The sequence below is a fragment of the Sphingomonas sp. FG14 genome (assembly GCF_057809675.1).
In genome coordinates this window covers 529,581-555,336 of record NZ_JBMDKK010000001.1, presented here as the reverse complement: position 1 = coordinate 555,336, position 25,756 = coordinate 529,581, and the positions used below count along the sequence as shown (strand labels likewise).

General features: G+C 64.0%; 21 protein-coding genes. 11 read left to right on the top strand and 10 right to left on the bottom strand.

Going from position 1 to position 25,756, the window contains the following annotated elements:
* The first annotated feature begins 16 nt into the window (after nucleotides 1-16).
* Nucleotides 17-1,192, top strand: a complete 1,176-nt coding sequence (locus ACODTA_RS02560; RefSeq protein WP_489064238.1) for an acyl-CoA dehydrogenase — start codon at nucleotides 17-19, stop codon at nucleotides 1,190-1,192.
* Between the two features lie 96 nt (nucleotides 1,193-1,288).
* On the opposite strand, the gene ACODTA_RS02555 is transcribed toward ACODTA_RS02560, so the two are convergent.
* The 5 genes from ACODTA_RS02555 to ACODTA_RS02535 form a co-directional block, all read right to left on the bottom strand.
* Nucleotides 1,289-3,109: a DUF885 domain-containing protein gene (locus ACODTA_RS02555; protein WP_489064237.1), complete on the bottom strand. Its 1,821-nt coding sequence runs from the start codon at nucleotides 3,107-3,109 to the stop codon at nucleotides 1,289-1,291.
* Nucleotides 3,110-3,166: 57 nt separating this feature from the next.
* A complete protein-coding gene (locus ACODTA_RS02550; protein WP_489064236.1) occupies nucleotides 3,167-5,452 on the bottom strand; it encodes a TonB-dependent receptor in 2,286 nt (761 codons plus the stop codon).
* An 81-nt stretch (nucleotides 5,453-5,533) separates the two neighbouring features.
* Nucleotides 5,534-6,022, bottom strand: coding sequence for a hypothetical protein (locus tag ACODTA_RS02545; RefSeq protein WP_489064235.1), 489 nt, complete (start codon nucleotides 6,020-6,022; stop codon nucleotides 5,534-5,536).
* A gap of 136 nt (nucleotides 6,023-6,158) precedes the next feature.
* A complete protein-coding gene (locus ACODTA_RS02540; protein ID WP_489064234.1) occupies nucleotides 6,159-7,439 on the bottom strand; it encodes an amidohydrolase family protein in 1,281 nt (426 codons plus the stop codon).
* A gap of 19 nt (nucleotides 7,440-7,458) precedes the next feature.
* Nucleotides 7,459-8,751: an amidohydrolase family protein gene (locus ACODTA_RS02535; RefSeq protein WP_489064233.1), complete on the bottom strand. Its 1,293-nt coding sequence runs from the start codon at nucleotides 8,749-8,751 to the stop codon at nucleotides 7,459-7,461.
* A 267-nt stretch (nucleotides 8,752-9,018) separates the two neighbouring features.
* Between ACODTA_RS02535 and ACODTA_RS02530 the strand changes: the two genes are divergently transcribed.
* The 3 genes from ACODTA_RS02530 to ACODTA_RS02520 are packed head-to-tail and all read left to right on the top strand — an operon-like array spanning nucleotide 9,019 to nucleotide 12,576.
* On the top strand, nucleotides 9,019-10,830 hold the full coding sequence (locus ACODTA_RS02530; protein WP_489064232.1) for a DUF885 domain-containing protein: 1,812 nt from the start codon (nucleotides 9,019-9,021) through the stop codon (nucleotides 10,828-10,830).
* Between the two features lie 31 nt (nucleotides 10,831-10,861).
* Entirely contained in the window at nucleotides 10,862-11,122 is a 261-nt protein-coding gene (locus ACODTA_RS02525) for a DUF3311 domain-containing protein (protein ID WP_489064231.1), read from the top strand.
* Nucleotides 11,119-12,576 carry a sodium:solute symporter family protein gene (locus ACODTA_RS02520; RefSeq protein WP_489064230.1) on the top strand — a complete coding sequence of 486 codons (1,458 nt, stop codon included), beginning with the start codon at nucleotides 11,119-11,121 and terminating at the stop codon, nucleotides 12,574-12,576. The genes ACODTA_RS02525 and ACODTA_RS02520 overlap by 4 nt, the downstream gene beginning before the upstream one ends.
* Before the next feature lie 12 nt (nucleotides 12,577-12,588).
* On the opposite strand, the gene ACODTA_RS02515 is transcribed toward ACODTA_RS02520, so the two are convergent.
* Nucleotides 12,589-13,485, bottom strand: coding sequence for a LysR family transcriptional regulator (locus ACODTA_RS02515; protein WP_489064229.1), 897 nt, complete (start codon nucleotides 13,483-13,485; stop codon nucleotides 12,589-12,591).
* A 47-nt stretch (nucleotides 13,486-13,532) separates the two neighbouring features.
* Between ACODTA_RS02515 and ACODTA_RS02510 the strand changes: the two genes are divergently transcribed.
* The 6 genes from ACODTA_RS02510 (at nucleotide 13,533) to ACODTA_RS02485 (ending at nucleotide 18,407) form a co-directional block, all read left to right on the top strand.
* Complete coding sequence (locus ACODTA_RS02510) at nucleotides 13,533-14,573, top strand: dihydrodipicolinate synthase family protein (protein WP_489064228.1); 1,041 nt, start codon at nucleotides 13,533-13,535, stop codon at nucleotides 14,571-14,573.
* A 20-nt stretch (nucleotides 14,574-14,593) separates the two neighbouring features.
* A complete protein-coding gene (locus tag ACODTA_RS02505) occupies nucleotides 14,594-15,757 on the top strand; it encodes an NAD(P)/FAD-dependent oxidoreductase (protein WP_489064227.1) in 1,164 nt (387 codons plus the stop codon).
* Nucleotides 15,754-16,035 (top strand): (2Fe-2S)-binding protein, encoded by a 282-nt coding sequence (locus ACODTA_RS02500; RefSeq protein ID WP_489064226.1) that lies wholly within the window; start codon nucleotides 15,754-15,756, stop codon nucleotides 16,033-16,035. The genes ACODTA_RS02505 and ACODTA_RS02500 overlap by 4 nt, the downstream gene beginning before the upstream one ends.
* Nucleotides 16,028-17,395 (top strand): FAD/NAD(P)-dependent oxidoreductase, encoded by a 1,368-nt coding sequence (locus tag ACODTA_RS02495; protein WP_489064225.1) that lies wholly within the window; start codon nucleotides 16,028-16,030, stop codon nucleotides 17,393-17,395. Before ACODTA_RS02500 ends, ACODTA_RS02495 begins: the two co-directional genes overlap by 8 nt.
* Before the next feature lie 96 nt (nucleotides 17,396-17,491).
* Nucleotides 17,492-17,980 (top strand): VOC family protein, encoded by a 489-nt coding sequence (locus ACODTA_RS02490; protein ID WP_489064224.1) that lies wholly within the window; start codon nucleotides 17,492-17,494, stop codon nucleotides 17,978-17,980.
* 22 nt (nucleotides 17,981-18,002) lie between these two features.
* Nucleotides 18,003-18,407, top strand: a complete 405-nt coding sequence (locus ACODTA_RS02485; RefSeq protein ID WP_489064223.1) for a RidA family protein — start codon at nucleotides 18,003-18,005, stop codon at nucleotides 18,405-18,407.
* Nucleotides 18,408-18,413: 6 nt separating this feature from the next.
* Here the strand turns inward: ACODTA_RS02485 and ACODTA_RS02480 are convergent, their stop codons facing one another.
* A complete protein-coding gene (locus ACODTA_RS02480) occupies nucleotides 18,414-19,634 on the bottom strand; it encodes a serine hydrolase domain-containing protein (RefSeq protein ID WP_489064222.1) in 1,221 nt (406 codons plus the stop codon).
* 152 nt (nucleotides 19,635-19,786) lie between these two features.
* Between ACODTA_RS02480 and ACODTA_RS02475 the strand changes: the two genes are divergently transcribed.
* Nucleotides 19,787-21,421: a Na+/H+ antiporter gene (locus ACODTA_RS02475; RefSeq protein ID WP_489064221.1), complete on the top strand. Its 1,635-nt coding sequence runs from the start codon at nucleotides 19,787-19,789 to the stop codon at nucleotides 21,419-21,421.
* Between the two features lie 51 nt (nucleotides 21,422-21,472).
* Here ACODTA_RS02475 and ACODTA_RS02470 read toward each other — a convergent pair whose 3' ends face one another.
* From ACODTA_RS02470 to ACODTA_RS02460, 3 genes are all read right to left on the bottom strand, one after another.
* The gene (locus tag ACODTA_RS02470; protein WP_489064220.1) at nucleotides 21,473-22,441 is read right to left on the bottom strand and encodes an alpha/beta hydrolase; all 969 of its coding nucleotides are present in this window, start codon (nucleotides 22,439-22,441) and stop codon (nucleotides 21,473-21,475) included.
* A gap of 141 nt (nucleotides 22,442-22,582) precedes the next feature.
* Nucleotides 22,583-24,259: a gamma-glutamyltransferase gene (ggt, locus tag ACODTA_RS02465; RefSeq protein WP_489064219.1), complete on the bottom strand. Its 1,677-nt coding sequence runs from the start codon at nucleotides 24,257-24,259 to the stop codon at nucleotides 22,583-22,585.
* A gap of 158 nt (nucleotides 24,260-24,417) precedes the next feature.
* The gene (locus tag ACODTA_RS02460) at nucleotides 24,418-25,743 is read right to left on the bottom strand and encodes a M24 family metallopeptidase (RefSeq protein WP_489064218.1); all 1,326 of its coding nucleotides are present in this window, start codon (nucleotides 25,741-25,743) and stop codon (nucleotides 24,418-24,420) included.
* Nucleotides 25,744-25,756 lie beyond the last annotated feature (13 nt).

Here is a 25,756-nt window from a genome sequence, read left to right as displayed (position 1 = left end):
GAGAAGGACAAGAAACGTGGAAAAATTCGACTGGGCCGACCCCTTCCTGCTCGACGATCAGCTCGACGAGGACGAGCGGATGATCCGTGACACCGCCCGCGCCTATGCCGAGGACCGGCTGGCGCCGCGCATCATCGACGCCTTCGCCAATGAGACCACCGATCCCGCGATCTTCCGCGAGATGGGTGAGCTTGGCCTGCTCGGCCCCACCATTTCGGCCGATTATGGCGGCGTCGGCGCATCCTATGTCGCTTATGGCCTGATCGCGCGCGAGATCGAGCGCATCGATTCCGGCTATCGCTCGATGATGAGCGTCCAGTCCAGCCTGGTCATGTATCCGATCTACGCCTTCGGCTCGGAAGAGCAGAAGCATCGCTATCTGCCCAAGCTCGCGACCGGCGAATGGATCGGCTGTTTCGGCCTGACCGAGCCCGATGCCGGCTCCGACCCTGGCGGCATGCGCACACGCGCGACGAAGACCGAGAATGGCTATCTGCTGAACGGCGCCAAGACCTGGATCTCCAACTCGCCGATCGCCGATGTCTTCGTCGTCTGGGCCAAGTCCGACGCGCATGGCGGCGGCATTCGCGGCTTCGTGCTCGAAAAGGGCACGCCCGGCCTGTCGGCGCCCAAGATCGAAGGCAAGCTGTCGCTGCGCGCCTCGATCACCGGCATGGTCGTGCTCGAGGATGTCGAAGTGCCCGAAAGCGCGCTGCTGCCCGAGGTCCAGGGGCTCAAAGGTCCCTTCTCGTGCCTCAATCGCGCGCGCTACGGCATTTCATGGGGTTCGCTCGGCGCCGCCGAATTCTGCTTCCATGCCGCGCGCCAATATGGCCTCGATCGCCATCAGTTCGGCCGGCCGCTCGCCGCCACGCAGCTTTTCCAGAAGAAGCTGGCGGACATGGAAACCGATATCGCGCTGGGGCTGCAGGCGAGCCTGCGCGTCGGCCGCCTGATGGATGCCGGCCGCTTCGCGCCGGAGATGATCTCGATCGTCAAGCGCAACAATGTCGGCAGGGCGCTCGATATCGCCCGTCAGGCGCGCGACATGCATGGCGGCAACGGCATTTCGGGTGAATATCAAGTGATGCGCCACGCGATGAACCTGGAAACGGTCAACACCTATGAAGGCGCCCATGATGTCCATGCGCTGATCCTGGGGCGCGCAATCACCGGGATTGCGGCATTCTAATCCCACACGTCATGCCAGCCCTTCGACGCCGCCTGCGGCGTTGCTCAGGATAAACTTCGCCTTCGGCGAAGGCTGGCATGACGCCTCGGGTTTGGACTACCCCGCCCCACTCCTCGCCCAGCCGTCCACCGCGGCATCCATCACCGACATCGGCATCGGGCCGGCGGTGAGCACCAGATCGTGGAACGCCCGCACGTCGAAGCGCGCGCCCATTGCCCTGCGTGCGCGCTCGCGCGCCGCATGGATGGCATTGGCCCCGACCTTGAAGCTGCACGCCTGCCCCGGATAGACGGCGTAGCGCGTCACCTCCCGGTCGGTGGCCTCTCGCTGCTCGCCGACATTGTCGACCATCCAGGCCACCGCCTGCGCCTTGGTCCAGCGATGATGGTGCAGCCCGGTATCGACAACGATGCGCGCGGCGCGGAACAGTTCGGACTGGAGATAGCCGATCCGGCCGAACGGATCTTCGGCATAAACGCCGAGTTCGTCCGCCACCTGCTGCGCGTAAAGCGCCCAGCCCTCGGTATAGGCGGAGAAGCGCACGATCCGGCGGAACAGCGGCAAAGCCGGCGCGCGCCGCAATACGCTATATTGGAAGTGATGGCCGGGAATGCCCTCGTGATGCGTCAGCGTCGGCAGGCGCCAGGTGACATGTTCGCCCGGTGTCTTCAGGTTCAGCGAGTAGATCCCGGGCTGGCCGGGCGCTCCTTCCGAATAGAAGGCGCCGGGTGCTCCAGCCTCGATCGCCGGCGGAATGCGCCGGACGACGATCGGATCGACGCCGGTGATGCCGAACGCGCCGGGCAGCAATCTGGTGATGGTGTCGAGATGCCCCTTGGCGAGCGCGATCAGCTTGTCGCGCCCGCTATCGTCGGGTGCCACGCGAAAGCGCGGATCGGCGTTGAGCGCGCCGATCCGCGCCATCACGCTGCCTTGCGATAGTCCTTGCTGTTTCAGCAGCATATCGATCTGGGCGAGCAATTCCTTGCATTGCGCCAACCCGATGCGATGCAGTTCGCCCGGTGGTGTCGCGACGGTGGTGTTGGAGCGGACCGAGGCGGCATAATACGCATCGCCGTCGGGCAGCTTCCACACGCCGGCGCGATCATCGGCCTTGGCGGCGAGCGCCTTCATCGCGGCGGCCTGGCGATCCAGCGCGGGCGCGACGGTTGAACGAAAGACGTCGGATGCGCGGGACGACCAGTCCCCGAACCCCTTTTCCCCGATCCGCTTCAGCGCCGGCGCCAGCAACGCCGAGCCGAGCGGGTCGCCGTCGCGCAGGCCTTCGATCTGCGCGACGGTGCGTGCGATCACGAAATCGGGCGGGATCACCCCGATGCCGGCATCATGCTTTATGCGATCGGTTTCCTGATCAAGCGCGACCGCCAGCGCCGATACGCGCGAGAGCCAGGTATCGGCATCGGCGCGACTCTCGATCGGATGGCGGGTGCCGATAAAGTCCGGCAACCAATAATAAGCGCCGTTCATCTGGCTGACGACATAGGGGCTGGGCCGCAAATTGCCGTCGACATAGCCATAACGGCCGAGCAGCTCGTCGAGCGTTTCGTAGACATAGCGGGCGACGCGCAGGTCGAGCGCGGCACGCGGCGAAAGCATTAAACTGTCGATGCCCTCCAGATCCTTGAGCGCCGCCCGGATCGCGGTGCGGTCGCCGGATCGTGCCGCGAGCGACCGGTCGTCCAGCCGGCTGCGTAGCGCGGCATTGGCGCCAACATCGAAGTCGTTGGCGGTCGCCTCCTCGGGAGATCGGCCGAGATAGGCCTCACTGTGCCGCCGGAGCAGCGCCGTCAACGCATCGTCCGCCGATCCCTGCCCTACACCGGCTATTGCCGGCTGCCCTGCCGCGCCAAGCAGAACGGTCGCCGCCGTCCCTTCGAGAAACCGACGGCGATCCATGACGCTCTCCACTGTTTCGGTGTCGAAGGCGGCCCATTGCTGGGCCGCCTTCAATGATCAGAACTTGTAACCCACGCTGACGCCGAAGCTCCGATAGGAAGGCTCGACCTGAACGCCGCTGTAGAATGCCTTTTCATAGGCGTTGGCGAAATATTTCGCGTCGAACAGATTCTCGACATAGACCACGGCGCGGAACGCGTCGGTTTCGACACCTGCGCGCAGGTTCACATTGTGATAGCTGGGCGAGATGAAGGGATAGACCGGATAGCGATAGGCATAGGGGTTTGATATCATCGCGTCGCGGAAGTTCCATTCCGCCCGCAGGAAGCCCTCCAACGCGCCGGAGATCGGCACATTATACTGCGCCTGCGCACCCAATGACCATTTGGGCGCGTTGACCAGCGCCTTGCCCGTCACGTCGATCACGACGCCGTCGATCAGCGCGTTCGGATAATCCTTGAAGCGTGTCTTGTTGTAGCCGACCTGACCGCTCAGCTTGAACTGCGAGGTGATGCGCGCATCGAAGCTCGCTTCCACGCCATAGCTTTCCGCCGCGGCGGCATTGGCGATGCCGCTGACTCCGCGCAGCAGCCCGGTGATCGGATCGATATATTGGAAGCGGATCGTCTGCTGGACGTCCTTCCAGTCCATGTAGAAACCAGTGATGTCGACGCGCAGCTTGCCATCGAGCAGGTCGAACTTGGTGCCAAGCTCGTAATCCCACAGAGTCTCCGGCTTGAACTCATTGAGAAGATTGACATTATTGCTCGTCTGCGTGCCGCCGGACTTGAACCCACGTGAGGCCGTCGCGAAGATCATCCAGTCGGGATTCATCTTGTAGCTGAGCGTGAGCTTGGGTGAGACGTCGTCAAACTTCGCGATGCGGTTGTTGACACCCGTCAGGATCGTGTTCGATCGCGTCACCGAATTGTTCTTGGTGGTTTCGCGCGAGTAACGCAGGCCGACGGTCGCGGCGAAGGCCTCCGTGAAGTTGAAGGTGCCCTGGCCGAAAACCGCCCAATAATCGGACGAGCTCTTGCCGTCGGCGCCGGTCACTTCCAGCCCGGAACAATTGCCCGCCTGCGCCGCCGGGCAGATCGGGCTCGCCGCGCCATGATAGGTCGACTGGTCGGAAACGCCGGTGTCACGCCCCGCCGAGATGCCGACGCTCCAGTCCAGGAAATTCTTCCCCGTCGACTGGACACGCAGTTCGCCGCTGGTGGATTCGCGCTTGAGCAGCAGATCCTCGTAAAAATAATCGCGGCTACCACCATCGACGTCGCCATAGTTGAACAATGTCGATTTCAGCTTGCCGAGCACGCCGGTCACCGAAACCGTGCCGATATCCCAGACCGCGCGGCCGCTCAGATATTCGAAGGTGCTGCCCACGCGCTGCGGGCGATTGAAGTTCACGCGATTGTCGTTGGTCGGGAAGAAACCGACACCATCAGGGTTGCCGATCATGCCCGAGGTCTTGCCATAATAGACCGACGCCCAGGTGGAGGTGACGAAGCCCGTCGGCACGCCGTTGCGCATGCCCAGCGTCTCGTCCGAATAATTATAGGTGACGTCGAGCGTCAGATTGGGCGTGGGCGTCAACCGGCCCTGGATGCGATAGGTGTAATATTCGCTGTCATTGCCGCCGCCGACCGGATTGATATTCTTGATATATCCGTCCGATTTCTCGTACTTGCCCGATGCGCGGATGGCGAGCAGGCCGTCGATCACCGGCACATTGATCACGCCTTCGCCACGGAAGGTCTCGTAGCTCGCATAGCCGAGTTCGACGCTGCCCTCGAACCGGTTAACCGGCTTCTTGGTGATCACGTTGATCGCGCCGCCCACCGAGTTTCGGCCGAAATAGGTGCCTTGCGGCCCGCGCAGCACTTCGATCCGCTCGAGATCGACGATCTGCGGGTTGCTGGTGCCCGCCGCGACGTTGAACTCGTCGATATAGAAGGCATAGGTCGCCTGGCGGACATCGGCATAGGGGTTGAGCTGGTTGGAAATGCCGCGGATCGACAGGTCCTTGCGATCGCGCGAGCCGTTGCTCTGGAAGCTCACATTGGGGGTCAGCGCGAAATAATCCTCGACGCTCTGAACATTCTGGTCGCGCAGCGTTTCGGCGGTAACCGCGGTGATCGCGATCGGCACATCCTGCAGGCTCTGCTCGCGGCGCTGCGCGGTCACGATGATATCGTCGCCGGCCGGAGCCGCGGTCTCGCCCGCCGGGCGTTCCTGCGCCATGGCCGGCGTAGCCACGATCGCCGCCGCGAGTGCGGCGAGCGCGGAGCAGCCCACGAACTGACTGCGCCGGTATCGTCCGATTGTCTCGTTCTTCATGTCAAAACCCCCTCGTCAGCCGGTGGCCATGCCATCGGCTCGATGTTTCCAAACCTCTCCGGTGCGGCCGCGCTCAGGCGGTCATTTCGTCCAGCATTGCGGGTCGAGCGGCCCTTTCTTCGGGTCCAGTTCGCTGCGCACGAGAACGATGGAGGCGATCTTGCCGTCCCTCAGCACCGCATGTCCGGCCGCGAGCGAACAGCCGGTCTTGCCGCCGCGGCGCGAACGGATGACATGATAATTGTAGATCATGCCGTCCTTTTCGAAGACTTCCTTGAACGGCACGACGATCTCGACATCGCCGCCGCCGGCCTGGATCTTCTGGAAGTGCGTCGCCCACTGGTCGACGCCCTTGATCACCGTCCGCCCCTCGAGAACCAGGGTCGCATCGGGCGTGAAGAATTTGGAGAAGTTCTTGGCCGTGTAGGCGCCGGGCGTCTTGAAGGCCTGGTTCCACCAGAGGAACATCTGCGACAACATGTCGGTGGCTGGGCGCTCGGCAATCGCGGGCGATGCGGTGGCGAAGCCGAAGGCGGCGGCCAGCACGCAAGCCAGGATCGGTTTCTTCATTCTATGGACCCCCCTGATCTGATCTTTCGAAGGGCTTCATGTCCCTTCGTTGCGAAATGAGTGTCCGTCAGTTGCATCGTTGTTGCAACGACATTGCAAACTCACATTCGTTGCGTTGAACGCAAAACAACCGAAATCACCGATCGACCTTTGCGTCGGGCGGAACGCTGGCATCATTGCGGATCGTCTTGCCACCCTTCATCACGAAACTGATGGTGCGGAGCGCGCGGATGTCTCGAGTGGGATCAGCGTCGACCGCGACGATATCGGCATAATAGCCGGGCTTGATCTGGCCTACGTCCTTGTCCACACCCAGCATCCGCGCCGGTTCGATCGTGGCGGCGCGCAACGCCTGTGCCGGCGTCATGCCCGCATCCACATAGAGCTCGGCCTCGCGGACGGTGGCGGTGGTCCCCTCATTGGGTTCCCACGGATATTGATCGGTGCCCAGCGCGATGCTGACGCCGGCCGAGATCGCATCACGCAGCGATTTGAAATGCGCCTTGCCCACCGAATCCACGCGCGCCAGATACCAGTCGGGCGATCCGATCTTGGCATAGAAGGCGCGCGCGCCGCTTTGGCTGACGACGATGGTCGGCACATACCAGACGCCCTTGGCCTTCATTTTCGCGAAAACCTGCGGCGTCAGGAAATAGCCATGCTCGAAACAGTCGATGCCGGCGTCGATCGCCGCATCGGATGCGATCGGCGATCCGGTATGGCCCGTCACCTTCACCCCGTTTCGGTGTGCCACCTCGATCGCGGTCTTGAGTTCATCGTCGGTGAACGGTGAGGCGCCGATATCGCCATGCGTATCGGATATGCCGCCCGATATGCCGATCTTGATCCAGGTCGCGCCGTTCTTCACCTGCTCGCGTACCGCCTTGGCGAAGGCCGCGGGACCATCGACCTCCGTCTTGCCATGGCCGCCGGTCGCGACAATCGACGATCCGGCGGTATGGATGCGCGGCCCGTCGAACATACCGGTGTCGATCGCCTTCTTGACCGTGAAGTCCACACCCGCGTCCGATCCGGTCAAGCGAACGGTGGTTACGCCTGACCAGAGCGATTTTCGCGCATTGTCGAGCGTGCGAAGCGCCATGGAATCCGGCGTTTCATTATGGATGCGCGCCGCACCCGGCAGATTGAGCGCCAGGTGGACATGCATGTTCATCAGGCCCGGGATCAGCCATTTTCCATGCATTGGCACGATCTTCGCGTCCGAAGGAACCGCCGTGCTCGCGGCTGCGCTGATCGCGACGATGCGCTCGCCATCGATCAGGACGACGGCGTCGCGCAGGGGCGCTTTGCCAGCGAGGTCGACGACATTGCCACCAACAAGCGCGATGGTCTCCGCATCGGCCGAGGTCGTGGACAGGGCCGTGATCGCAACGGCAGCGAACAGGATGTGCTTCATGTCGCGTCTCCCCCGGCTCTCAACGTGCGATCGTCGCGGGATCGCTGTCGTTGCGATAAATCGCACCGCCCTTCATCACGAAACCGATCGTGCGCAGTGCGGCGATATCGCGCACCGGATCCGCCGAAACCGCGACGATATCGGCATATTGGCCGGGCACGATACGCCCGACCTGCTTGTCGATGCCGAGCATCCGCGCGGGCTGGATCGTCGCGGCCTGCAGCGCTTGGAGCGGCGTCATGCCGGCCTTCACGTACAGCTCCGCCTCGGCGACCGTGGCGGTGGTGCCGCCATTCGGTTCGAAGGGAAACTGGTCTGTGCCGAGCGCCACGTTCACGCCCATCCGGATCGCCTTCTGCAACACGGCCCAATGATCCTTGCCGGTCGATGCGACACGATCGAGATACCAATCGGGCGATCCGATCTTCCTGTAGAATTCATAGGCGCCGGGCTGGCTGACGACGATCGTCGGTACCAGCCAGACGCCCTGTGCCTTCATCTTGGTCAACACTTCGTCGTTCAGATGATAGCCGTGCTCGAAACAGTCGATGCCGAAGCGCAGTGCCTGAAGCGCCGCCTCCGACGATCCGTTGTGCGCCGTTACCTTCACACCGTTGCGGTGCGCCACTTCGATGATCGTCGACATTTCGGCATCGGTCATCGGCGCGGCGGCGATGCTGCCATGCGTGTCCGAAATGCCGCCCGAGATCGCGATCTTGATCCAGCTCGCGCCGCGCTTGATCTGCTGGCGCACCACTTTCGAGAACTCCGCCGGCCCGTCGGCCTCCAGCGAGCCGTGGCCGCCCGTCGGCACGATCAGTTCGCCCGCGGATTCGATGCGTGGGCCGACCGCCTGCCCCCTGGCTATCGCGCGCTTCAGCATGAAATCGATGCCATGGTCCTCGGCGGTCAGGCGGACCGTGGTCACGCCCGCCAGCAGGCTGCGGCGCGCATTATCCGCCATGCGGAGCGCTTCCTCACCGTCCTTCTCGTCCAGCAGCTCGGCGCCCGCCGCGCCCGGCAGCTTCAGTCCGAAATGAACATGCATGTTCATCAGGCCCGGGATCAGCCATTTTCCGGTCATCGGCACGACCTTTGCCCCCGCCGGCAAGCTGACCGACACCGAAGGGCCGACCTCAAGGATCCGATCGCCCTGGATGATCACGGTCGCATTTTCGATCGGCTTGCCGCCGTCGATCGCGACCACTGTCGCACCGACCAGTGCGGTGGTGGCGGGCGCATCCTGAGCAGCGGCGCTTCCCGCCATGGCGACCGATGCCGCGACCGCGACGAACCAACGCTGAAATCTCATTTGCGAACCCTCCCTCCGGCATGGACCGGCATCTTCCTAAAGACTGCGGGAAAGACGCGAGAAAACAATGTGCAATGTGACGCAAATTCTTTGCGCAAAACGCAACACAAACTAAAAATTGCATCAAAAAAAGCAAATAAAGGACATGAAAACGGCTAAAAACCGCCGATCCGTCCAGTCACGGCGTGCAACAGTTCTCGGGATTGCCGCGGTTGCATTCTTGCCGAGGCGCGACACCATCAGGCGAAAGGACATGAGGGGCAATCGATGATCGAGGGGCAAGAAGGGGTTTCCCGCCGGCTGATGCTGGGGATGATGGCGGCGACAGCATTGACGCCTACAGCCCCGGCGTTCGCTCAATCGAGCGATGACGGAGCGCGGCTTCGTGCCTTGCTCGATCGAAGCGAAGCCGCCGACGCCGCGCTCGATCCGATGGGATCGGTCCGCAAGGGCAAGGCTGGTGGCGGCCCGCTCTTCGTCGATCCGCTGGGTGACGATTATGCGGGTACGCTCCAAGCCAACAAGCGACGGGATCTCGCCGAACTCGCGGCGATCGCGCGCGGCGCGCTCGGCCCGGTCGACCGGATCGCCTATGACGTGTTCGACTATCGTACACGGCAAACCATCGAATTGTTCGACACCGGTCTGTTCGACGTCCAGCGCAAGACTCCGCTCAATCCTTCTTTCGGCCTGCAGGTCGAGTTTCCCGATTTCGTTTCCAGCGGTGCCGCGCCCTTCGCCGATATCGGCGACTATGACGACGGATTGAAGCGCCTCGACGGTTTCGCGGGGTATCTGGAGAATACGGTCGCCTGGCTGAAACGCGGGTTGGCCGACGGTTATGTCCAGCCCCGCATCGTCGTGACCAATATCCTGGCACAGGTGGACGCCATGCTGGCCCTGCCGGTCGACGACAGCCCTTTCTATGCCGGAGTGCGCCGGCTGCCCGATAAGATCGCGGCGGCGGAACGCAGTCGCATCGCCGCCGCGTATCACGCAAAGATCACCGATCGCATCTATCCAGGATACCGGCTCTGGCAGCGCTATCTGCGCGAAACCTACCTGCCAAAGGCGCTCGAAGCGCCGGGCCTATGGGCGATGAAGGACGGCGCCGCACTCTATGGCTGGGATCTGGCGCGGCACACGACGACGCGTCGCACCGCCGCCGACATCCACGCGCTGGGCTTGTCCGAAGTCGCGCGCATCCGCGCCGGCATGGAGGATGTGCGCGCGAAGACCGGCTTTGGCGGCGATCTTAAAGCCTTTTTCGAACATGTCCGCACCGATCCCAAATATTATTACAAGACCCCCGACGAGCTGCTCGCCCGTTTCAAGGCGATCGAGGCGAAGATCTGGCCGGGCATTCCGAAGCTGTTCCACGAACGCCCCAAGGCCCCGTTCGAGGTGCGCCCGCTGCCCGCGCTCGGCGACCAGCGCGGTACCGGCTATTATCGTCCGGGCCCACCCGATGGCGTCTCGCCCGGCATATTGTTCTTCAACATGTCCATGCTGGGCACGCGGCCGATCCCGACGCTCGAGACGCTGACCTTGCACGAAGGTATTCCCGGCCATCATTTCCAGATCACGCTGGCGCGCGAGAACATGGCGTTGCCGCCACTGCTGCGTTACGGCTCATCGACCGCCTTTTCCGAAGGCTGGGGGCTCTATGCGGAATCGCTCGGCCCTGAACTCGGCATGTTCGGTGATCCGATGCAGTTGTTCGGCCATCTCGACATGGAGATGCTGCGCGCTGTCCGGCTGGTGGTGGATACGGGCATCCATGCGATGCGCTGGGATCGGCAACGCGCGATCGACTATATGCTCGACAATACGTCGATGGCGGCGCGCGACGTCGCGGTCGAGATCGATCGCTACATCGCCTATCCGGGCCAGGCCTGTGCCTACAAGATCGGCGAACTCAAATTCCGACAGCTTCGCGAGGATGCGAAGGCGAAGCTGGGTCCGGCATTCGATATCCGCGACTATCACCATCAGGCGATCGGCACCGGCGCATTGCCGATGGACGTGCTTGAGGCGAAGATCCGGCGCTGGATCGCCGCAGGCGGCGGCAGAGGGTGAGCCCAGCCTGACCTGATAATGAGGATTCCCGATGACCCGATCCGATGACGAGCCCTTGCGGCGCGCCCGCCCCCATCGCTGGTTGCTGCTACTGCCCTTCCTTTGGCAGATCGGCATGGTTCCCTTTGTGAACGACGTCGCCTGGCGGCCCTTCTCGCTACCCTTCCCGATGGTCTGGCAGATGGCTGGCATCATTCTGACTTCAATCGTGATCGCGATCGTCTTTACCATAGACAAGCGGCACCCCGAATTCGACGCACCAGACTGCGCCGATGGGGAGGATCGGTCATGATTCTCGCGCTCACGCTTTCGATCGTGCTCGGCACCATGGCCGGGGCGCTGCTCTACAGCCGCCGCCAAGCCAAGGCGCGGACCATGGCGGACTGGGCGGTCGGCGGCCGCCGCTTCGGCGTGCTCGTCTTCTGGTTCCTCAACGCGGGTGAGATCTACACCACCTTCGCCGTCCTCGGCATTTCGGGCTTCGCCTGGGCGCATGGCGCACCCGCCTATCTCGCCTTCACCTCGGTCTCGCTCTCAGCGACGCTCGGCTATTGGCTGATGCCGCGGATCTGGGATGCCGGGCGGCGGCGCGGACTGGTGACCCAGGCCGATTTCTTCGCCGATCATTACCGCGCGACCTGGCTGGGCGTCGTCGTCGGGATCGCGGGCATCGCGGCGCTGGTCGTCTATGTCCAGATCCAGATCGTGGCGCTGAGCCTGATCGTCCGGCTCACATTGGGGCCGGAGGTTTCGCCGCTCGCCGCCGCACTCATCGCCGCCTCGGTGATGCTCGCCTTCGTCTTCTTCGCCGGGCTTCGGTCCGCCGCCTTCGCCGCCGGCGTGAAGGATGTGCTGATGCTGCTCGTCGTCGCCGGACTCTGCCTGACCGTCGCGGGCAAGGTTGGCGCCAGTTCGATGCTCGACGTGTACCGGCTCGCGCAGGATACCCATCCCGGCATCGGCAGTTTCCCCGGTCTCCAGCCTGAGGCAGGCATGTCGACGACATGGCTGATGACCGCGGCACTCAACGTCGCGCTCGGCAACTGGATCCTGCCGCACATGTTCCAGCTCTGTTTCTCCGCCGGAAGCGAGGCCACGATCCGCCGCAACGCGATCTGGCAGCCGCTTTATTCACTCTCCTATTTCTTCATCATCCTGATGGGGTTCGCGGCGCTGCTTGCCGGAACCGTGCCGGAGGGCGGCGATACCAATGCGGTGCTGCTCCAGTTTGTCGCGGACCGTTATCCGCCATGGGCGATCGGCATTTTCGCGGGTACCGCCTGCCTGCTAGCCCTGGTGCCTGGGTCGGTTCTCCTGCTGACGGCGGGATCGATCTTCAGCCGCAATGTCGTGCTGCCGCTGCGGCAGGACATGAGCGAGCATGTGAGCCTGTTGGTGTCTCGCGGCGCGATGATCGTTTTTGCGGGCATCGCGGTCTGGCTTACGCTGGGCGGGTCCAAGTCGCTCGTCGAGATCGGCCTGTCGGCCTATGCCGCGATCGGCATGCTGGCGCCGGGCGTCTATTTCGCCTTTCTGTGGAAACGCGCGCACGCCGCCGGCATCTTCGCAGGTATCGTTGCCGGCTATCTCGCGCTGCTGCTCCCCCAGGCGCAGATGTTGTGGAACCAGCTTCTGCCACAATGGGACCATGGCCTGATCGCGATGGCGATCGACGCGGCCGTGGCGGCGGCGGTCTGTCTGGCGTGGCCGCGCCGGGCGTCGATGCCCGAACCGCAAATGGCATGACGAGCGAGTCGGTTACACCCAGGTCTTGAGCTTGGCTTCGAGGATGGCGAGCAGCCGCGCGGGCGCCCCTTCGAGCTGACGGCCGAGTCGGTGGATCAGGCTGACCGTGCTGTGTTCAAGCCCGTCGTCGAGCAACGGGCGCGCGACCAGTGATCCTTCTTCCAACTCCGCCAGCACCGAGATGCGCGGCAGGATGGTCAGTGCCCGCCCCGCCTTGGCGATTTCCCGCATCATCTGGATGGACGTCGTCACCAGCCGTGGTTCTAGCCAGACATGCGCGCGCTTTTGCGCGTCGTTGAGCGAACTGCGGATGCGGAAGCCGCGGGGCGGCAGGCACAGTTCGAACTCCTTGAGGTCCGCGATGGTGAGCGCTTCCATCGCCGCTGCGGGATGCTGCGGCGCGCAAAGCACGACCAGCGGCTGCGCCACCGCGGTCCGCGTACGGATCTTGGGTTCACTGGTGGTGTGCAGGATCATGCCGATATGCGCTTCGTCGTCCAGCACCATGCGGACGATCTCGGAGCTGGGGCAGCTCGTCACCGTGATCGAGATGCCCGGGTTTCTGCGCTGGAAGCCGTCGATCGTCCGGGTGAAGGGCGGGCCGAAAAAGCCTTCGCCGATCGCCAGGTCGATGCGTCCGGTCTTCACCTCACGCAATTCCTGGAGCTGGTTCATCAGCGCTTCGCGGTCGGAGAGCTGGTTCTTGTGATATTCGAAGGCGAGCTGCCCCGCCTCGGTCAGCCGGATCGACCGGCGCCCGCGTTCGATCAGCGCGATGCCCATCTCGTTTTCGAGCTGGGCGATCTGCCGGCTGATCGAGGAAACCGCGACGCCGATCTTGTCGCTCGCCAGCCGCATCGACCCCAGGCTCGCTGCCTCGTAGAAATAGTGAAGTGCATTGTCCCACATGCGCGTGACGCTCCATTCCGCCCCAGATTCCCATCATGGAGGCAGTGTTGCGTATTTCGCAACCAAATTCGCCTTTCGTTGCCCTTGCTGCCAATGCACCTTGCCGTATCGAGGCGTCCGGGTCCCAACGGGCCACGCGTCGCAAGCAAGGGGGAAAGCCGATTTCGACCACCAAAAGATCGCGCGTCGACTGGCGCGGCTATATCCCCGCCATCACCACGCCGTTCGACGAAGCGCGCGAGCTCGACCTCACTGCCTTGGGTCGATTGCTCGAATGGTTGCATGCCGAGGGCATGCACGGGCTGCTGATCGCCGGCACCACGGGCGAATGGCCCAGCATGTCGGCGGCCGAGCGCAAGCGCCTGTTCGATGCGGCCGGGAGCCAGCTTTCGGGCAAGCTCCATCTGCTCGCCGGCTGCAGCGCCTTCACCGCCAAGGAAGCGATCGACCTGGCCGAGCAGGCGGCGTCGAGCGGCTTCGACGGCATCATGGTGACACCCCCACCCTATTTCTGTCCGTCCCCGTCGGAGATACTGGGTTTCTATTCCGACATTTCGAACGCGTCGCCACTGCCGATCTGTGTCTATAACTGGCCGCCAGGCACGGGCATCGATATGCAGCTCGATCTGCTCGAGCGCCTCGCCGATCTCGAAAATGTTGTCGCGATCAAGCAGTCGACTGGAGATCTCCGACGTTTCGTGAAGACCTTCTTCGCGCTGAACGAACGGGTGCGCGTCTTCGGTCATTCGATGGACGAGCACGGCCTGGCGCTGCTTCAGGCGCGTGGCGGCGACGGCACGATGGGGGCTGGCGGCGTGCTCGGGCGCATCCACCCGGACTTCTACAACCATCTCTGGGCCGGCGAGATCGACGCCGCGCGGGAATGCGGCCGTAAGGATCGCGTCATCCTGGACGAATGGTACACTTCCGATCTCGTCGGCCGCTTCGGCTCGGGGCCCGCGATCCTCAAAGCCGCGCTCAATGTCCAGGGATTGCCCGGTGGCCATGTCCGCCCGCCGCTCCAGGATGTCTCGGCCGAGGACATGGATCGAATCAGGGAGACTTTGGTCACGCTCGAGCGCATCTAGCTCCCATGAGGCGAGTGGACGTGGCGATCGTGGGGGGCGGGCTGGTCGGCTGCGCGACCGCATGGCGCCTGTCCATCGCCGGCGCATCGGTCGAGTTGATGGAAGCGGCGGATATCAATGCCGGCGCATCGGGCCAGAACGCCGGGTCGCTGCATTTCCAGATCGAGCGCCGTTTCCTGGAGAATGGCGATGCGCTGGCGGGCCAGGCCAGCGGCATCGTCGCGCTCAGCCGCCTTGCGGTGGAGGACTGGCGCGGGCTCGAAAACGAATTGGCGGCCGATCTCCACGTCTCGATGGCCGGCGGCCTGATGGTCGCGGAGACGGCCGATCATGTCGCGCTGCTGGAACGCAAGGCCACGCGCGAACAGCGTGAAGGGTTGAAGGTGCGCACCATCGATGGCAACGCGGCGCGCGTGATCGCCCCCTATCTGTCCGCCTCGGTTCTGGCCGCCAACCACAGCGCCGATGAGGGCCATGCCGATCCTCGCACGGTGACGCCCGCGCTCGCCGCCGCCGCCCGCGCGGCCGGCGCGACGATCCGGACGCACAGTGCGGTGCATGCCATCGATCGCCGGGCGGGCGGCGGTTTCACGATCACGGGCAGCGGCTTTTCGCTGCACGCCGATCAGGTACTGATCGCGGCGGGTGCCTGGACAGCCGCGCTCTGCGCGCTCGCCAATCTCCATATGCCGCTCTATCCGGTCGCGCTGCTGATGAACGCCACGGAACGAAGCGCACCGATGGTGCCGCACCTCGTCCAGCATGTCGGGCGCCGGCTGTCGCTCAAGCAGACCCATGCCGGGAACCTGCTGATCGGCGGCGGCTGGCCGTCGCGGCTCGCGCAGGCCCCCGGCGGCGGTTTCGATCTGTCGCGCCGCGCGACGATGATCCCGGATTCGCTGTCCGGAAACCTGCACGCCGCGATCGACGTCGTCCCAGCGATTTCGCGGCTCAACCTGATCCGGAGCTGGACGGGCATCACTGCGATTTCCGCCGATCAATTGCCGATCGTCGGGCAGGTGCCGCGCATGCCCGGCCTATGGGTCGCTGCCGGTGGGTCAGCCTTCACGCTCGGCCCGACCTTCGCGCGGCTGACCGCCGCCGCCATGGCGGGCAAACCCGCCGATGCTCTCGCCATCGTCTCGCCGGCGCGTTTCGAGCACCTCAACGGATTCATGGGATGAGCGGCTCGCGCATTCCCGGAGAGACGCGTGGGGCGGAACTCACGATCGTCGTTGATGGCACACCAACGTCCGCCTTTGCCGGAGAGACGCTTGCCACCGCGATGCTCGCCGCCGATCGAATGGCCTTTCAACGGGACACCCATGGCGCCCCGCGCGGACTGTTCTGCAATATGGGCAGTTGTTCCGAATGTCTTGTCACGCGGATCCCGGACGGACGGCGCGTTCGCGCCTGTCTGACCGAAGTTGTCGACGGACTGGAGATCCGCACGCATGGCTGATGCGGTGGACGTAGCGATCATCGGTGGCGGTCCGGCCGGCCAGGCCGCAGCCCTGATGCTCGCCGGCCGAGGGCTCGACATCATCATTCTCGATGAACAGCCCCGGCCGGGCGGGCAGATTCTGCGCCAACCGCCCGCGCGTTTCACCATTCAGAACTGGCTGCCCGGTCGTGGATATGTCCGGCTCAAGCAGCAACTTGCCGGTTTCGAGGCGCTGGAAGATGTCCGCTGGCTCGGCAATCATTCGGTGCTCGACCTAGCGCCTACCAGCGGCGGCCTGTCTCTGCTCGCCGCCATCTCCGGCGGGATGCATCGCATCCACGCCCGCCATGTACTGGTTGCCGCCGGCTGCCAGGATCTCGCCGTCCCCCTGCCCGGCTGGACGCTGCCAGGCGTGATGTCGACGGGCGGTATCCAGGCCTTTATCAAGAGCCAGCGCTTCATTCCGGGCGATCGTATCCTGCTGGCCGGCACCCATCCCCTGCAACTGATTGTCGCCGAACAGATCGTGAAGGCGGGCGGTTCGGTCGCATCGGTGCTGTTCGCGCAGCCGTGCGGCAAGATGATCGCCACGGCCATGCGCCATCCGCTCACCGCATTACGGCGTACATCCGATCTCACCGCAGCCGTGTCAGCCATGGCGACCCTGCGCCGCGTCGGTGTCCCCGTGCGGTTCGGCGCCGCCCTTCACGCCATTTCAGGTGTGGACAGGGTGGCGGGCGCCGTGACCGGCGTAGGCGAGATCTCCTGCGATACAGTGGGGCTCTGTTATGGCTTTGTGCCGCAATCGGCCTTGCCGCGCATGGCAGGCGCGCTGATGCGCAGGGCTGGCCCCGCTGGCGGCTGGGCATGCGAACATGATCGGTGGTTGCGCACGTCTGTTCCGGGTCTTTCGGCCGCAGGCGAGACGCTGGGCGTTGCAGGTGCCGCGGCCGCGGCCGCGGGTGGTGCGATTGCGGGGATTGGCATCGCCCGCGAACTGGGGCTGGTCACACCCGAGCAGGGCGAACGCATAGTCCGGCCGTATCGCCATGCCTTTGATCGCCATCGCGCCTTTGCCGCAATGCTCGACGAGATCGCCAACCCCAACGGCCATATGCCCGCACCCGACGCCGAAACGCCGTTATGCCGGTGCGAGGATGTAAGCGCCACGACGATCAGGCAAGCGATCGGACATGGCGGCTCCGCCAACGCCATCAAGCTCGCTACGCGCTGCGGCATGGGCGCGTGCCAGGGCCGCAATTGCGAACCGACCTTGCTTCGATTGCTCCGCGACGCGGGGCGGGGCGACGATCCCGGCTTCACCGCGCGTTTCCCGGCCCGGCCGGTCGCGATCGGCGACCTTGCCGCATCCGGTTGATCCCTTGCGTTCCAGGCAACGATATTTGCGGGATCGTTGCGTTGCGCGCGCCAGTTTCGCCGGACACATTGGCAAGATCATCCATCGGAGTTTGTCATGAGCGGAGCCGCCGAAAAGCCCCAATTCCTGTCGGTCGATCATATCTCCTGGACAGTGCCCGACCTCGAAGCCGCGATCGCCTTCTATCGTGACGTGATCGGCGCGGAGGAACTGTTCCGCATGGGGCCGCTCGATGCCGCGGATATCCCCCTCGACGAACAGGGTCGCGACTGGATGGAAACGCATGTCGGCGTCAAAGGAGCCAGGCTGACGCTTGCGATGCTCAAGCTCACCGACAATCTCAATTTCCAGCTCGTCCAGTACGACAAGCCCGACGATCGGGGACAGACCCTGCCGCGCAACTGTGACCGCGGCGGCCATCATCTCGGGCTCAAGGTCGACGATGTCGACAAGGCGATCGCCTATCTCGCGGCGCATGGCTGCACGCCACTGGAGATCATCCACATCGATGCCGGGCCACTGGCCGGCAAGAAGAACGTCTATGTGCTCGACCCCTTCGGCCACCAGCTCGAGATCGTGGACTGATCATTTTCGCGGAGACCAATCAATGCCCAACAGCAAGATCAATCCCGCCGCTCTTTACGATGCGGTCGGTTACGGCTTTTCCCATGCCGCCCTGCAGGATGGCGGTCGCACCCTTCACCTGGCGGGACAGGTCGCGTGGGACAAGGACTGCAATGTCGTCGGCGGTGACGATCTGGCCGCGCAAACGCGACAGGCGCTCGCCAATTTGAAGACAGTGCTGGCCGAAGCCGGCGCAACGCCCGCCGATATCGTCCGCCTCCGTACCTATGTGGTCAATCACAGCCCCGACAAGCTGGGCGTGGTGCTGCCCGAGATCGGCGCCTTCTACGGAGAGGCTACGCCCGCACCGAACACCTTCCTGGGCGTCGCCGCGCTCGCCTTGCCCGATTTCCTGATCGAGATCGAGGCGACCGCCGCGATCGGATAACCCGAGTCAGGCGATAAATTTCAGCAGTTCAAGCCTTGTCGCCTCGCGCACGATACGTTGCGCGAGGAGATTGCCGTTGGCGCCGTTGGTGAAGATCACGATGGCGCGACCGGACACCGCGTCGCCGACGCCGAGCGTGCGGAATATCCCGTAATTGCTGCCACTATGCTCGAACAGCGTTCTTCCCGGCGATCGTTCGAGCTGCCAACCCAGGCCGCGCGTGAAATCGGGACCACGAACCTCGAGTTCGGTGGTGAGCATCGCCCTCCGCCCGGTATCGGAAACCTCCCAATCGGCGCGCCTCCGTCCATCCATCATCAGGGCCATGAAGCGCGCATAATCTGAAACGGTGGTCAGCAACCCACCCGCCGCGTTGATCAACAAGCCATGAGGCGACGGCGTCGTCGCGGGATCCGCTTCCCGCATGGCGCGCACCGAATCCTCATAGGTCCAGGCAGCGATTGGCCGCCCCCAGCGCCGTGCGATCGGAAGCAGCTGGTCGCCAGTCTCCCGCGTCGGCTGCGCCGGCAGATTCCCCTCGTCGTCATGACCATGGACCGCTGCCTTCGCGATGTCTTCCGTCCAGCCGAAAGTGCTGCGCGACATGCCTGCCGGACCCAACAGTTTCGTGCGCATCGCAGCGTCCAGCCCCATGCCCAATAGCTGTTCGACGACCAGTTGCAGCCACACATAGGCCTCGCCCGAATAATGATAGCCCGTGCCCGGCTTCGCGATCGTCGCCAGCCGTCCGGTCGCCCAGTTGGGTAGGCCGGCAGTGTGCCGAAGCGCGTCGCGCACGGTGATCAGCGACAGCGCCGGATCATCCGAAAGATAGTCCGGCCGGCGATAATCGACGAGCGGCCGATCGAGCATCAGCCGTCCCTCGTCGACCAGCCTCATCACGAGATAGGCGAAGACCGGTTTGGTCATCGACGCCACCTCGAACAGCGTCTCGTCGGTTACCGGATCGCCCGTGACCGCATTCTTGACGCCGAATCCGCGTGTCCAGGCGAGCCTCCCCTGATCGACCACCGCGATCGCCAGCCCCGGCACCGCCGCGATGCTCATGAGCCGCGGCAGGTCGTGCTGAAAGGCATCGGACGGGATCCATGACGATCCGGCGTTATGCGGCGCAGCACGGCCAGCACCAGCCATAGCGCCGGTCAGCCCAGCGCCCAGCACGAGCATCTCCCGCCGGCTGAAGCTGATTTCAGGAACTTCCGTCATTACCGCGCCCCTTGGCTATCACTGCGACCCTAGACCGCCAGATGCCAAAAAACAGCATCCGGTGACCATGAAAGGCTTGGCGTTTCATGCCGAGTTCGTCAGGACGGATCCAATCATCTCAACATCTTCGATCCGCGCCACAAGGAAGACTTTTGGAAACCATCACGATCGTCCTGCTGCTGCTGCTCGCCGTTATCCTGAGCGGCATATTCTCCCGCATGGTGCCCCTGCCGCTGCCACGCCCATTGTTCCAGATCGCACTGGGTGCCCTCATCGGCATGGCCGCGGACTGGCGCGTGACGTTGGATCCGGAAATCTTCTTCCTTCTTTTCCTGCCCCCGCTGCTGTTCCTCGACGGCTGGCGCATCCCCCGAGAGGAGCTGTTCAAGGACGGCAAGACGATCGTCGAACTCGCGCTCGGCCTGGTCATATTCACCGTTGTCGGCATGGGCTTCTTCATTCACTGGATGATCCCCGCGATGCCGCTGGCCGTCGCATTCGCACTTGCCGCAGTCGTCTCTCCGACCGATCCCATCGCGGTATCGGCGATCGCGCAGCGGGTGCCGATCCCCAAACGCATGATGCACATCCTTGAGGGGGAATCGCTGCTCAACGATGCGTCAGGCCTGGTCTGCCTGCGCTTCGCCATCGCCGCCGCATTGACCGGCGCCTTCTCGATCCAGAACGCCGCGCTCAATTTCCTGTGGGTCGCGTTGGGCGGCATCGCGGTGGGCGCCAGCGTCACATGGATCGTCGGGCGAACGAAGCAATGGATATCGCGCCGCTATGGCGAAGAGGGCGGGTCGCAAATCCTGATCAGCCTGCTCATTCCGTTCGGCGCCTATCTCATCGCCGAACATCTTCACTGTTCGGGTATCCTCGCGGCGGTTTCGGCCGGGCTGACCATGGGCTTCGTCGAGGCGCGTGGCGAACTGGAGGCCACGACACGAATCAGGCGCAACACCGTCTGGGATGTCATCCAGTTCACCGCGAACGGGATCATTTTCGTGCTGCTGGGCGAACAACTGCCCGAAATCCTCGCCAGTTCGGCGGAGACGGTGCGCATGACCGGACATCACGAAGCCTGGTGGCTCGCAATCTATGTGGTCGCGATCAATCTGGGGCTGGCGGGCCTGCGTTTCCTCTGGGTCTGGCTGTCATTCAGGATGACGCTGTTCCGGGCCGGTCAATGGCGCACGACGCCGAACTGGCGGATCGTCGCAGCGATGTCGTTCGCCGGCGTGCGCGGCGCAATCACGTTGGCGGGCGTCCTCACCCTGCCGCTGGCGATGGACGACGGATCGGCTTTTCCCGCACGGGATCTCGCGATCTTTCTGGCGATGGGCGTCATCATCACATCGCTGATCGTCGCCAGTATCGGATTACCCCTGCTCCTCAACGGCTTGCAAATGCCTGCCGAGCACGACCTGCAAGCTATCGAGGATGCTGTCCGGATCAGGGCGGCCGAAGCCGCGATCGCCGAGATTGAGAAGGTCCAGCACAGTCTGGCGGAGGGACGAAACGATGCAGACCTTTACGTCTCTGCGGCGGCCCGGCTCATGGACGCCTATCGTCAGCGGATCGAAAGCCGCGCCGGCAACGCCGAAAGCAATGCCCTGGGGCGGCGATCAGAGGAGATCGAACGGAGCCTCCGTCTTGCAGCGCTCAGGGCCGAACGTACGCAGATCTTCCGGATGGTCCGCAAACGGGAACTCGGCAGCGAGCTCGCCCGCAAACTGATCCGTGAACTCGACCTGCTCGAAGCACGCTATTCAGCGACAGGCTGAACCGCGCCGACCAAAAGGGCAAAAGCGATCCCCCCGCACTCGCCCGTCCGTCTATCGAGCCTTCCCGACGCCCTGGTTCGCCCGGATGAAATCGACGATCGCATCGACAAGGCCAGGCGCCAGAGGAAGATCCGGATTGGTATAGGTCGCGTGGTTGGTCGCCGGATCGGCGGGAGCGACCTTCAGCACGTGGTTCATGCCCTCGATCAACGCCACCTTGATCCCTGCCCGCGCCTGGCCGAGCCGTTCGGCGTCGGCGACCGCGGTCTGGAGATCGGTGGTACCCTGAACGACCAGGATCGGGCCGGGATAGGCGGCCGCGAGCACGGGCGGATCGGCCGCAAGCATCGAGATCATAAAGGGCTGCACGCTGGGGCGGAAAAGCGACATGAGGGCGGGGTTCATCCCCTCACCCGGCACTGTCCGCCCCGCCTCCAGTTCCGCAAGCATCCGCATCGCGTCATCGAGCATCGGCGCGAATGCCGGAATCGAGCGGAGCTGCCCGCGCAATATCTCGCCGAACGGCCGACCGACCGGAGAGACGAGGATCAGGCCGCAAATCCCCTCGCCTTCCTGCGCTGCGATCAGCGCGTGCAACGTGCCTTCGCTATGGCCGAGCAGCCAGACGCAGCGCGCACCGGTACGTTCGCGCAATGCCTTGGCCCAGGTGCGGGCATCTGCGGCATAGGTCTGGACGCGCAGCGCATCCTCCGACATCATCGCGGCCGCGCTGGCGGCGATACCGCGTTTGTCGACGCGCAGCGCCGGAATGCCGGCGCTCGACAGTGCTTCAGCAAGCAAGCGATAGGGGGCAGCGCTCACGCCGAGCGGACTGTTGCCGTCGCGATCCGTCGGGCCCGACCCCGCCAGGATCAGCACTGCCGGCGCTCCGGTTTCCGCCTTGGCCGGCGACAGCAAGGTGCCGTGAAGCATCCCTGTCCCCTCGCCGACCGTCATATCCGTCGGCGTCGCGATCGTGGCGGCGGCAAGCATCGCCAGAGGAGCAATTATCGACATCATCCTTCCCTCCCGAAATCCGGCCAGAGCCGGAACCTTCAAAGAATCATGATATCATAATTATATCATCAAGTGGCATGCGCAAGCGAAATCGCGCGGCATGGTACCAAGCCGCGCGGTCGCTTCCATCAAATGACCGGGAAATCAGAAGGGCTGTTGTTCCGGGACCGCCGCTCCGTCGGTCCGGGGATCCGACGCGCCGTAATGCACGGGCTTGCCATCGCGCGTCTCGACCGCATTGCCGCGCCCCATGCCTTCGAAATAGCGCGGCCAGACCTTGATCTGATGCCCTTGCCCGTTAAGCGCCGCGACGGTTTCCGCCGGCACGCCATCCTCCATCCATAGCCCGCACCCTTCGAAATCGAGCTTGGTGAAGCGCGCCGCGTCGAGCGCACCCTGAATGTTCATGCCGTAATCAGCGATGTTCGAGACGAACTGCGCATGCGCCTGTGCCTGGTTGAAGCCGCCCATGATCCCGAAGGCGATGTGGCGGTCCCCCTTCTCCATATAGGCCGGGATGATGGTGTGCAGCGGGCGCATGCGCGGGCGCAGCGAATTGGGGCGGCCGGGCTCGAGCGCAAAGCTCTTGCCGCGATTATGAAGCGCGAAGCCCGTGCCATCGGCCACCAAGCCTCCGCCAAAGGCGCTGGCGACACTCTGGATCAGCGAGACCTGATTGCCCTCCTTGTCGACCACGGTGAGATAGGTCGTATCGCTCGATTGTTTCGCCAGCTCTGCCTTGATGTCGGAGGGGAGCACGTTGCACTGCGCGCGCTCGCCGATCGTCGCGGCCCGCTGTTTCGCCAGCGCCTTGGAGAGCAGGGCCTCGACCGGGATCGTGCTGGCGCGCGGATCACCGATGAACTGCTGGAGATCGGCATAGGCCAGCTTCTTGGCCTCGATCATCGCATGCAACGCGCGCTGGCTGTTATGCCCCCACTCGGCAAGCGGGAAGGTCTCCATGATGTTGAGCATCGACAGCGCGGCGATACCCTGGCCGTTCGGCGGCAGTTCATAGACCTTCCAACCGCGATAATCGGTGCTGATCGGCGTCACCCATTCCGGTTCGAAGCTGGTCATGTCTTCGGCGGTCATGAAACCGCCGAGCTTGCGCTGCAGCGCCAGCATCGCATCCGCGGTCGGGCCCTTGTAAAAGCCGTCGCGCCCGTTTTGCGCGATCCGACGCAATGAGGCGGCCATGTCCGGATTCCGGACCAGATCACCCACCGCAGGCGCCTGTCCGCCGGGCAGGAATGCCTTCGCGAATGCGGGATCGCCGGCAAAGGGCATGCCGGTGTTCTTCCAGTTGAGCGCGTCGTTCTCCGGGATGCCGAAGCCATCTTCGGCCAGCGCGATCGCGGGGGCCAGGCTCTGCGCGAGCGGCAGTTTGCCCCAGCGTTTCGCCATCGCGTCCCACCCCGCGACGGCGCCCGGCACGGTCACCTGATCGATGAGGCGAAGCTTGTCGATCTTGCGCTTCTTCAACGCTTCCAAGTTCAAGCCGGCAGGCGTCCAGCCGCTGGCGTTCAATCCATAGACCTGCTTGGTCTTGGCGTCATAGACGATCGCGAACAGGTCTCCGCCGATGCCGTTCATCATCGGCTCGATCACGCCCAGCGCCGCATTTGCGGCGATCGCGGCATCGACCGCGCTACCGCCCTTCGCCAGGATCGCCGCGCCCGCCTGCGATGCCGCGACCTGGCTGGTCGCGACGATGCCATATTGGGAAACGACCATCGATCGGGATTGCGCGCGCGCGGGCTGGCTGGGCGCAGGCCGCCCTTCCGGCGGAAGCTGCGCCGCGGCAGGCATCGTCGCCATGAGGGAGACGATCGCCAACCCGCCCGCAAGCCATCGTTTCACTATCTTATGGCCGCCGCCCATCACGCATCCCCCCGTTGAATCGAGCGCAATGCTAGGGTGGCTCACATCCTCGTCAAGATCGAATTTTCCATTTGGAAACATCGATCCAAGACCGCCTATTTGACGAGCAGGATACGGCTGTTGGCGGGATACACCCATTCCAGTCCGCGCTCGGTGACAACACCGTCATCTTCCAACGGGATCTTGATCTTGCGACTGCCCCATTCGGGCACCACGGTATAGACGAACAGCTCTACCGACAGAAAATTGCTGGGGCAGAGCTGATAGGTCATCCTCAGCGGATTGAAATCCGCCATGGATGGTCCTGATCCATGGCCGAAATCGCCCACCGAATGGCTGCCGATGACGACGTCGGTCAGCTTGGGATCATTGCCGGGATTGTCGTAGCCGGGCGCAAGCACGAAGCCCGGCGTTTGCGCCACCCGCTTGTTGACCGCCGCGAGCGCGTCCCCCGCCGTCGCGCCGGGGCGGATGACGTCCAGGATCATCCGGCGAACCTGCAAGGCCTTGTCGAACGCGCGCTGCACTCCGGCGGGCGGCGCATTCTCACCCGGTTTCAGCACATAGGCCATGCGCTTCATGTCGGTATAGCTGAGTAGATAATTGACACCCCAATCCATGGTGATCAGATCGCCCGGCTGGATGACATGATCACCCGACACGGGGCCGCGCTCACCGGGACCGAGGATGTAGACGCTGGGCAGGCCGAACGAATTGCCCAGCCCCTCCTTGTGGAGCTGCTCCATCATCCACCAGGCGACATCGCCGGTGGTAGTATGGCCGGGCTTGATCACTTCATTGGACAGTGCCCGTTCGGCGATGGTGCGCGAATATTCGCCGGCCTTCGCAAAGGCCGCGATCTCCGTGGCGGTGTGGCGTGAGCGGAATTCGGAAACCAGTTTCTCCGCTGGCACCATGCGCGCTGAAAGTGTCGCCCCGAGCGTCTCCCGCAGTCTCTCGTGCAACGAATAGCTCAGCCCATCGGCGGTGCCGATCTCCGTCGCGACGTTGATGCCGATCCGTTTGGGAGCGCGCGCCTCGACAAAGGCGCGGAGCGTATCCGGCGATGCCTTGATGTCGTAGAGCGGGCACTGGTCGAACGCGGCGCCGCCGACGCCGAAACTGGCGCGCTCGATCCGGTCGCCACCGCGATCGGTAAAGACATAATAGCCGATATCGCCGACATAGCCGCCACCCAGCATTTCCGCATTGGGATCGGCACGCCCCTCGCGCATCGCGACGATCCACATGTCGATGGCATTGCCGCGCATCGCCTCGGGCAATATCCGGTCGAGCTTGTCCTTCCGGATCTGGCAGAGCTGGTCCCAGCGCCGCTTCGCCTCTTGCGCGGCGAGCGGCTGTGTGGCGAGGAAGCAAGCCAGCCCAAGGGCGGCGGCCCTGACGATATCAAGCGCTTTCATGCCTTTGCCTTTC

Bases quoted from the DNA above. Each gene is read 5' to 3' on its own strand.
- ACODTA_RS02495 (WP_489064225.1), top strand. From the start codon at position 16,028: ATGGCTGATGCGGTGGACGTAGCGATCATCGGTGGCGGTCCGGCCGGC.
- ACODTA_RS02535 (WP_489064233.1), bottom strand. From the start codon at position 8,751: ATGAGATTTCAGCGTTGGTTCGTCGCGGTCGCGGCATCGGTCGCCATG.
- ACODTA_RS02555 (WP_489064237.1), bottom strand. From the start codon at position 3,109: ATGGATCGCCGTCGGTTTCTCGAAGGGACGGCGGCGACCGTTCTGCTT.
- ACODTA_RS02520 (WP_489064230.1), top strand. From the start codon at position 11,119: ATGATTCTCGCGCTCACGCTTTCGATCGTGCTCGGCACCATGGCCGGG.
- ACODTA_RS02500 (WP_489064226.1), top strand. From the start codon at position 15,754: ATGAGCGGCTCGCGCATTCCCGGAGAGACGCGTGGGGCGGAACTCACG.
- ACODTA_RS02470 (WP_489064220.1), bottom strand. From the start codon at position 22,441: ATGATGTCGATAATTGCTCCTCTGGCGATGCTTGCCGCCGCCACGATC.
- ACODTA_RS02485 (WP_489064223.1), top strand. From the start codon at position 18,003: ATGCCCAACAGCAAGATCAATCCCGCCGCTCTTTACGATGCGGTCGGT.
- ACODTA_RS02540 (WP_489064234.1), bottom strand. From the start codon at position 7,439: ATGAAGCACATCCTGTTCGCTGCCGTTGCGATCACGGCCCTGTCCACG.
- ggt (WP_489064219.1), bottom strand. From the start codon at position 24,259: ATGGCGACGATGCCTGCCGCGGCGCAGCTTCCGCCGGAAGGGCGGCCT.
- ACODTA_RS02530 (WP_489064232.1), top strand. From the start codon at position 9,019: ATGATCGAGGGGCAAGAAGGGGTTTCCCGCCGGCTGATGCTGGGGATG.
- ACODTA_RS02525 (WP_489064231.1), top strand. From the start codon at position 10,862: ATGACCCGATCCGATGACGAGCCCTTGCGGCGCGCCCGCCCCCATCGC.
- ACODTA_RS02550 (WP_489064236.1), bottom strand. From the start codon at position 5,452: ATGAAGAACGAGACAATCGGACGATACCGGCGCAGTCAGTTCGTGGGC.
- ACODTA_RS02480 (WP_489064222.1), bottom strand. From the start codon at position 19,634: ATGACGGAAGTTCCTGAAATCAGCTTCAGCCGGCGGGAGATGCTCGTG.
- ACODTA_RS02515 (WP_489064229.1), bottom strand. From the start codon at position 13,485: ATGTGGGACAATGCACTTCACTATTTCTACGAGGCAGCGAGCCTGGGG.
- ACODTA_RS02460 (WP_489064218.1), bottom strand. From the start codon at position 25,743: ATGAAAGCGCTTGATATCGTCAGGGCCGCCGCCCTTGGGCTGGCTTGC.
- ACODTA_RS02490 (WP_489064224.1), top strand. From the start codon at position 17,492: ATGAGCGGAGCCGCCGAAAAGCCCCAATTCCTGTCGGTCGATCATATC.
- ACODTA_RS02545 (WP_489064235.1), bottom strand. From the start codon at position 6,022: ATGAAGAAACCGATCCTGGCTTGCGTGCTGGCCGCCGCCTTCGGCTTC.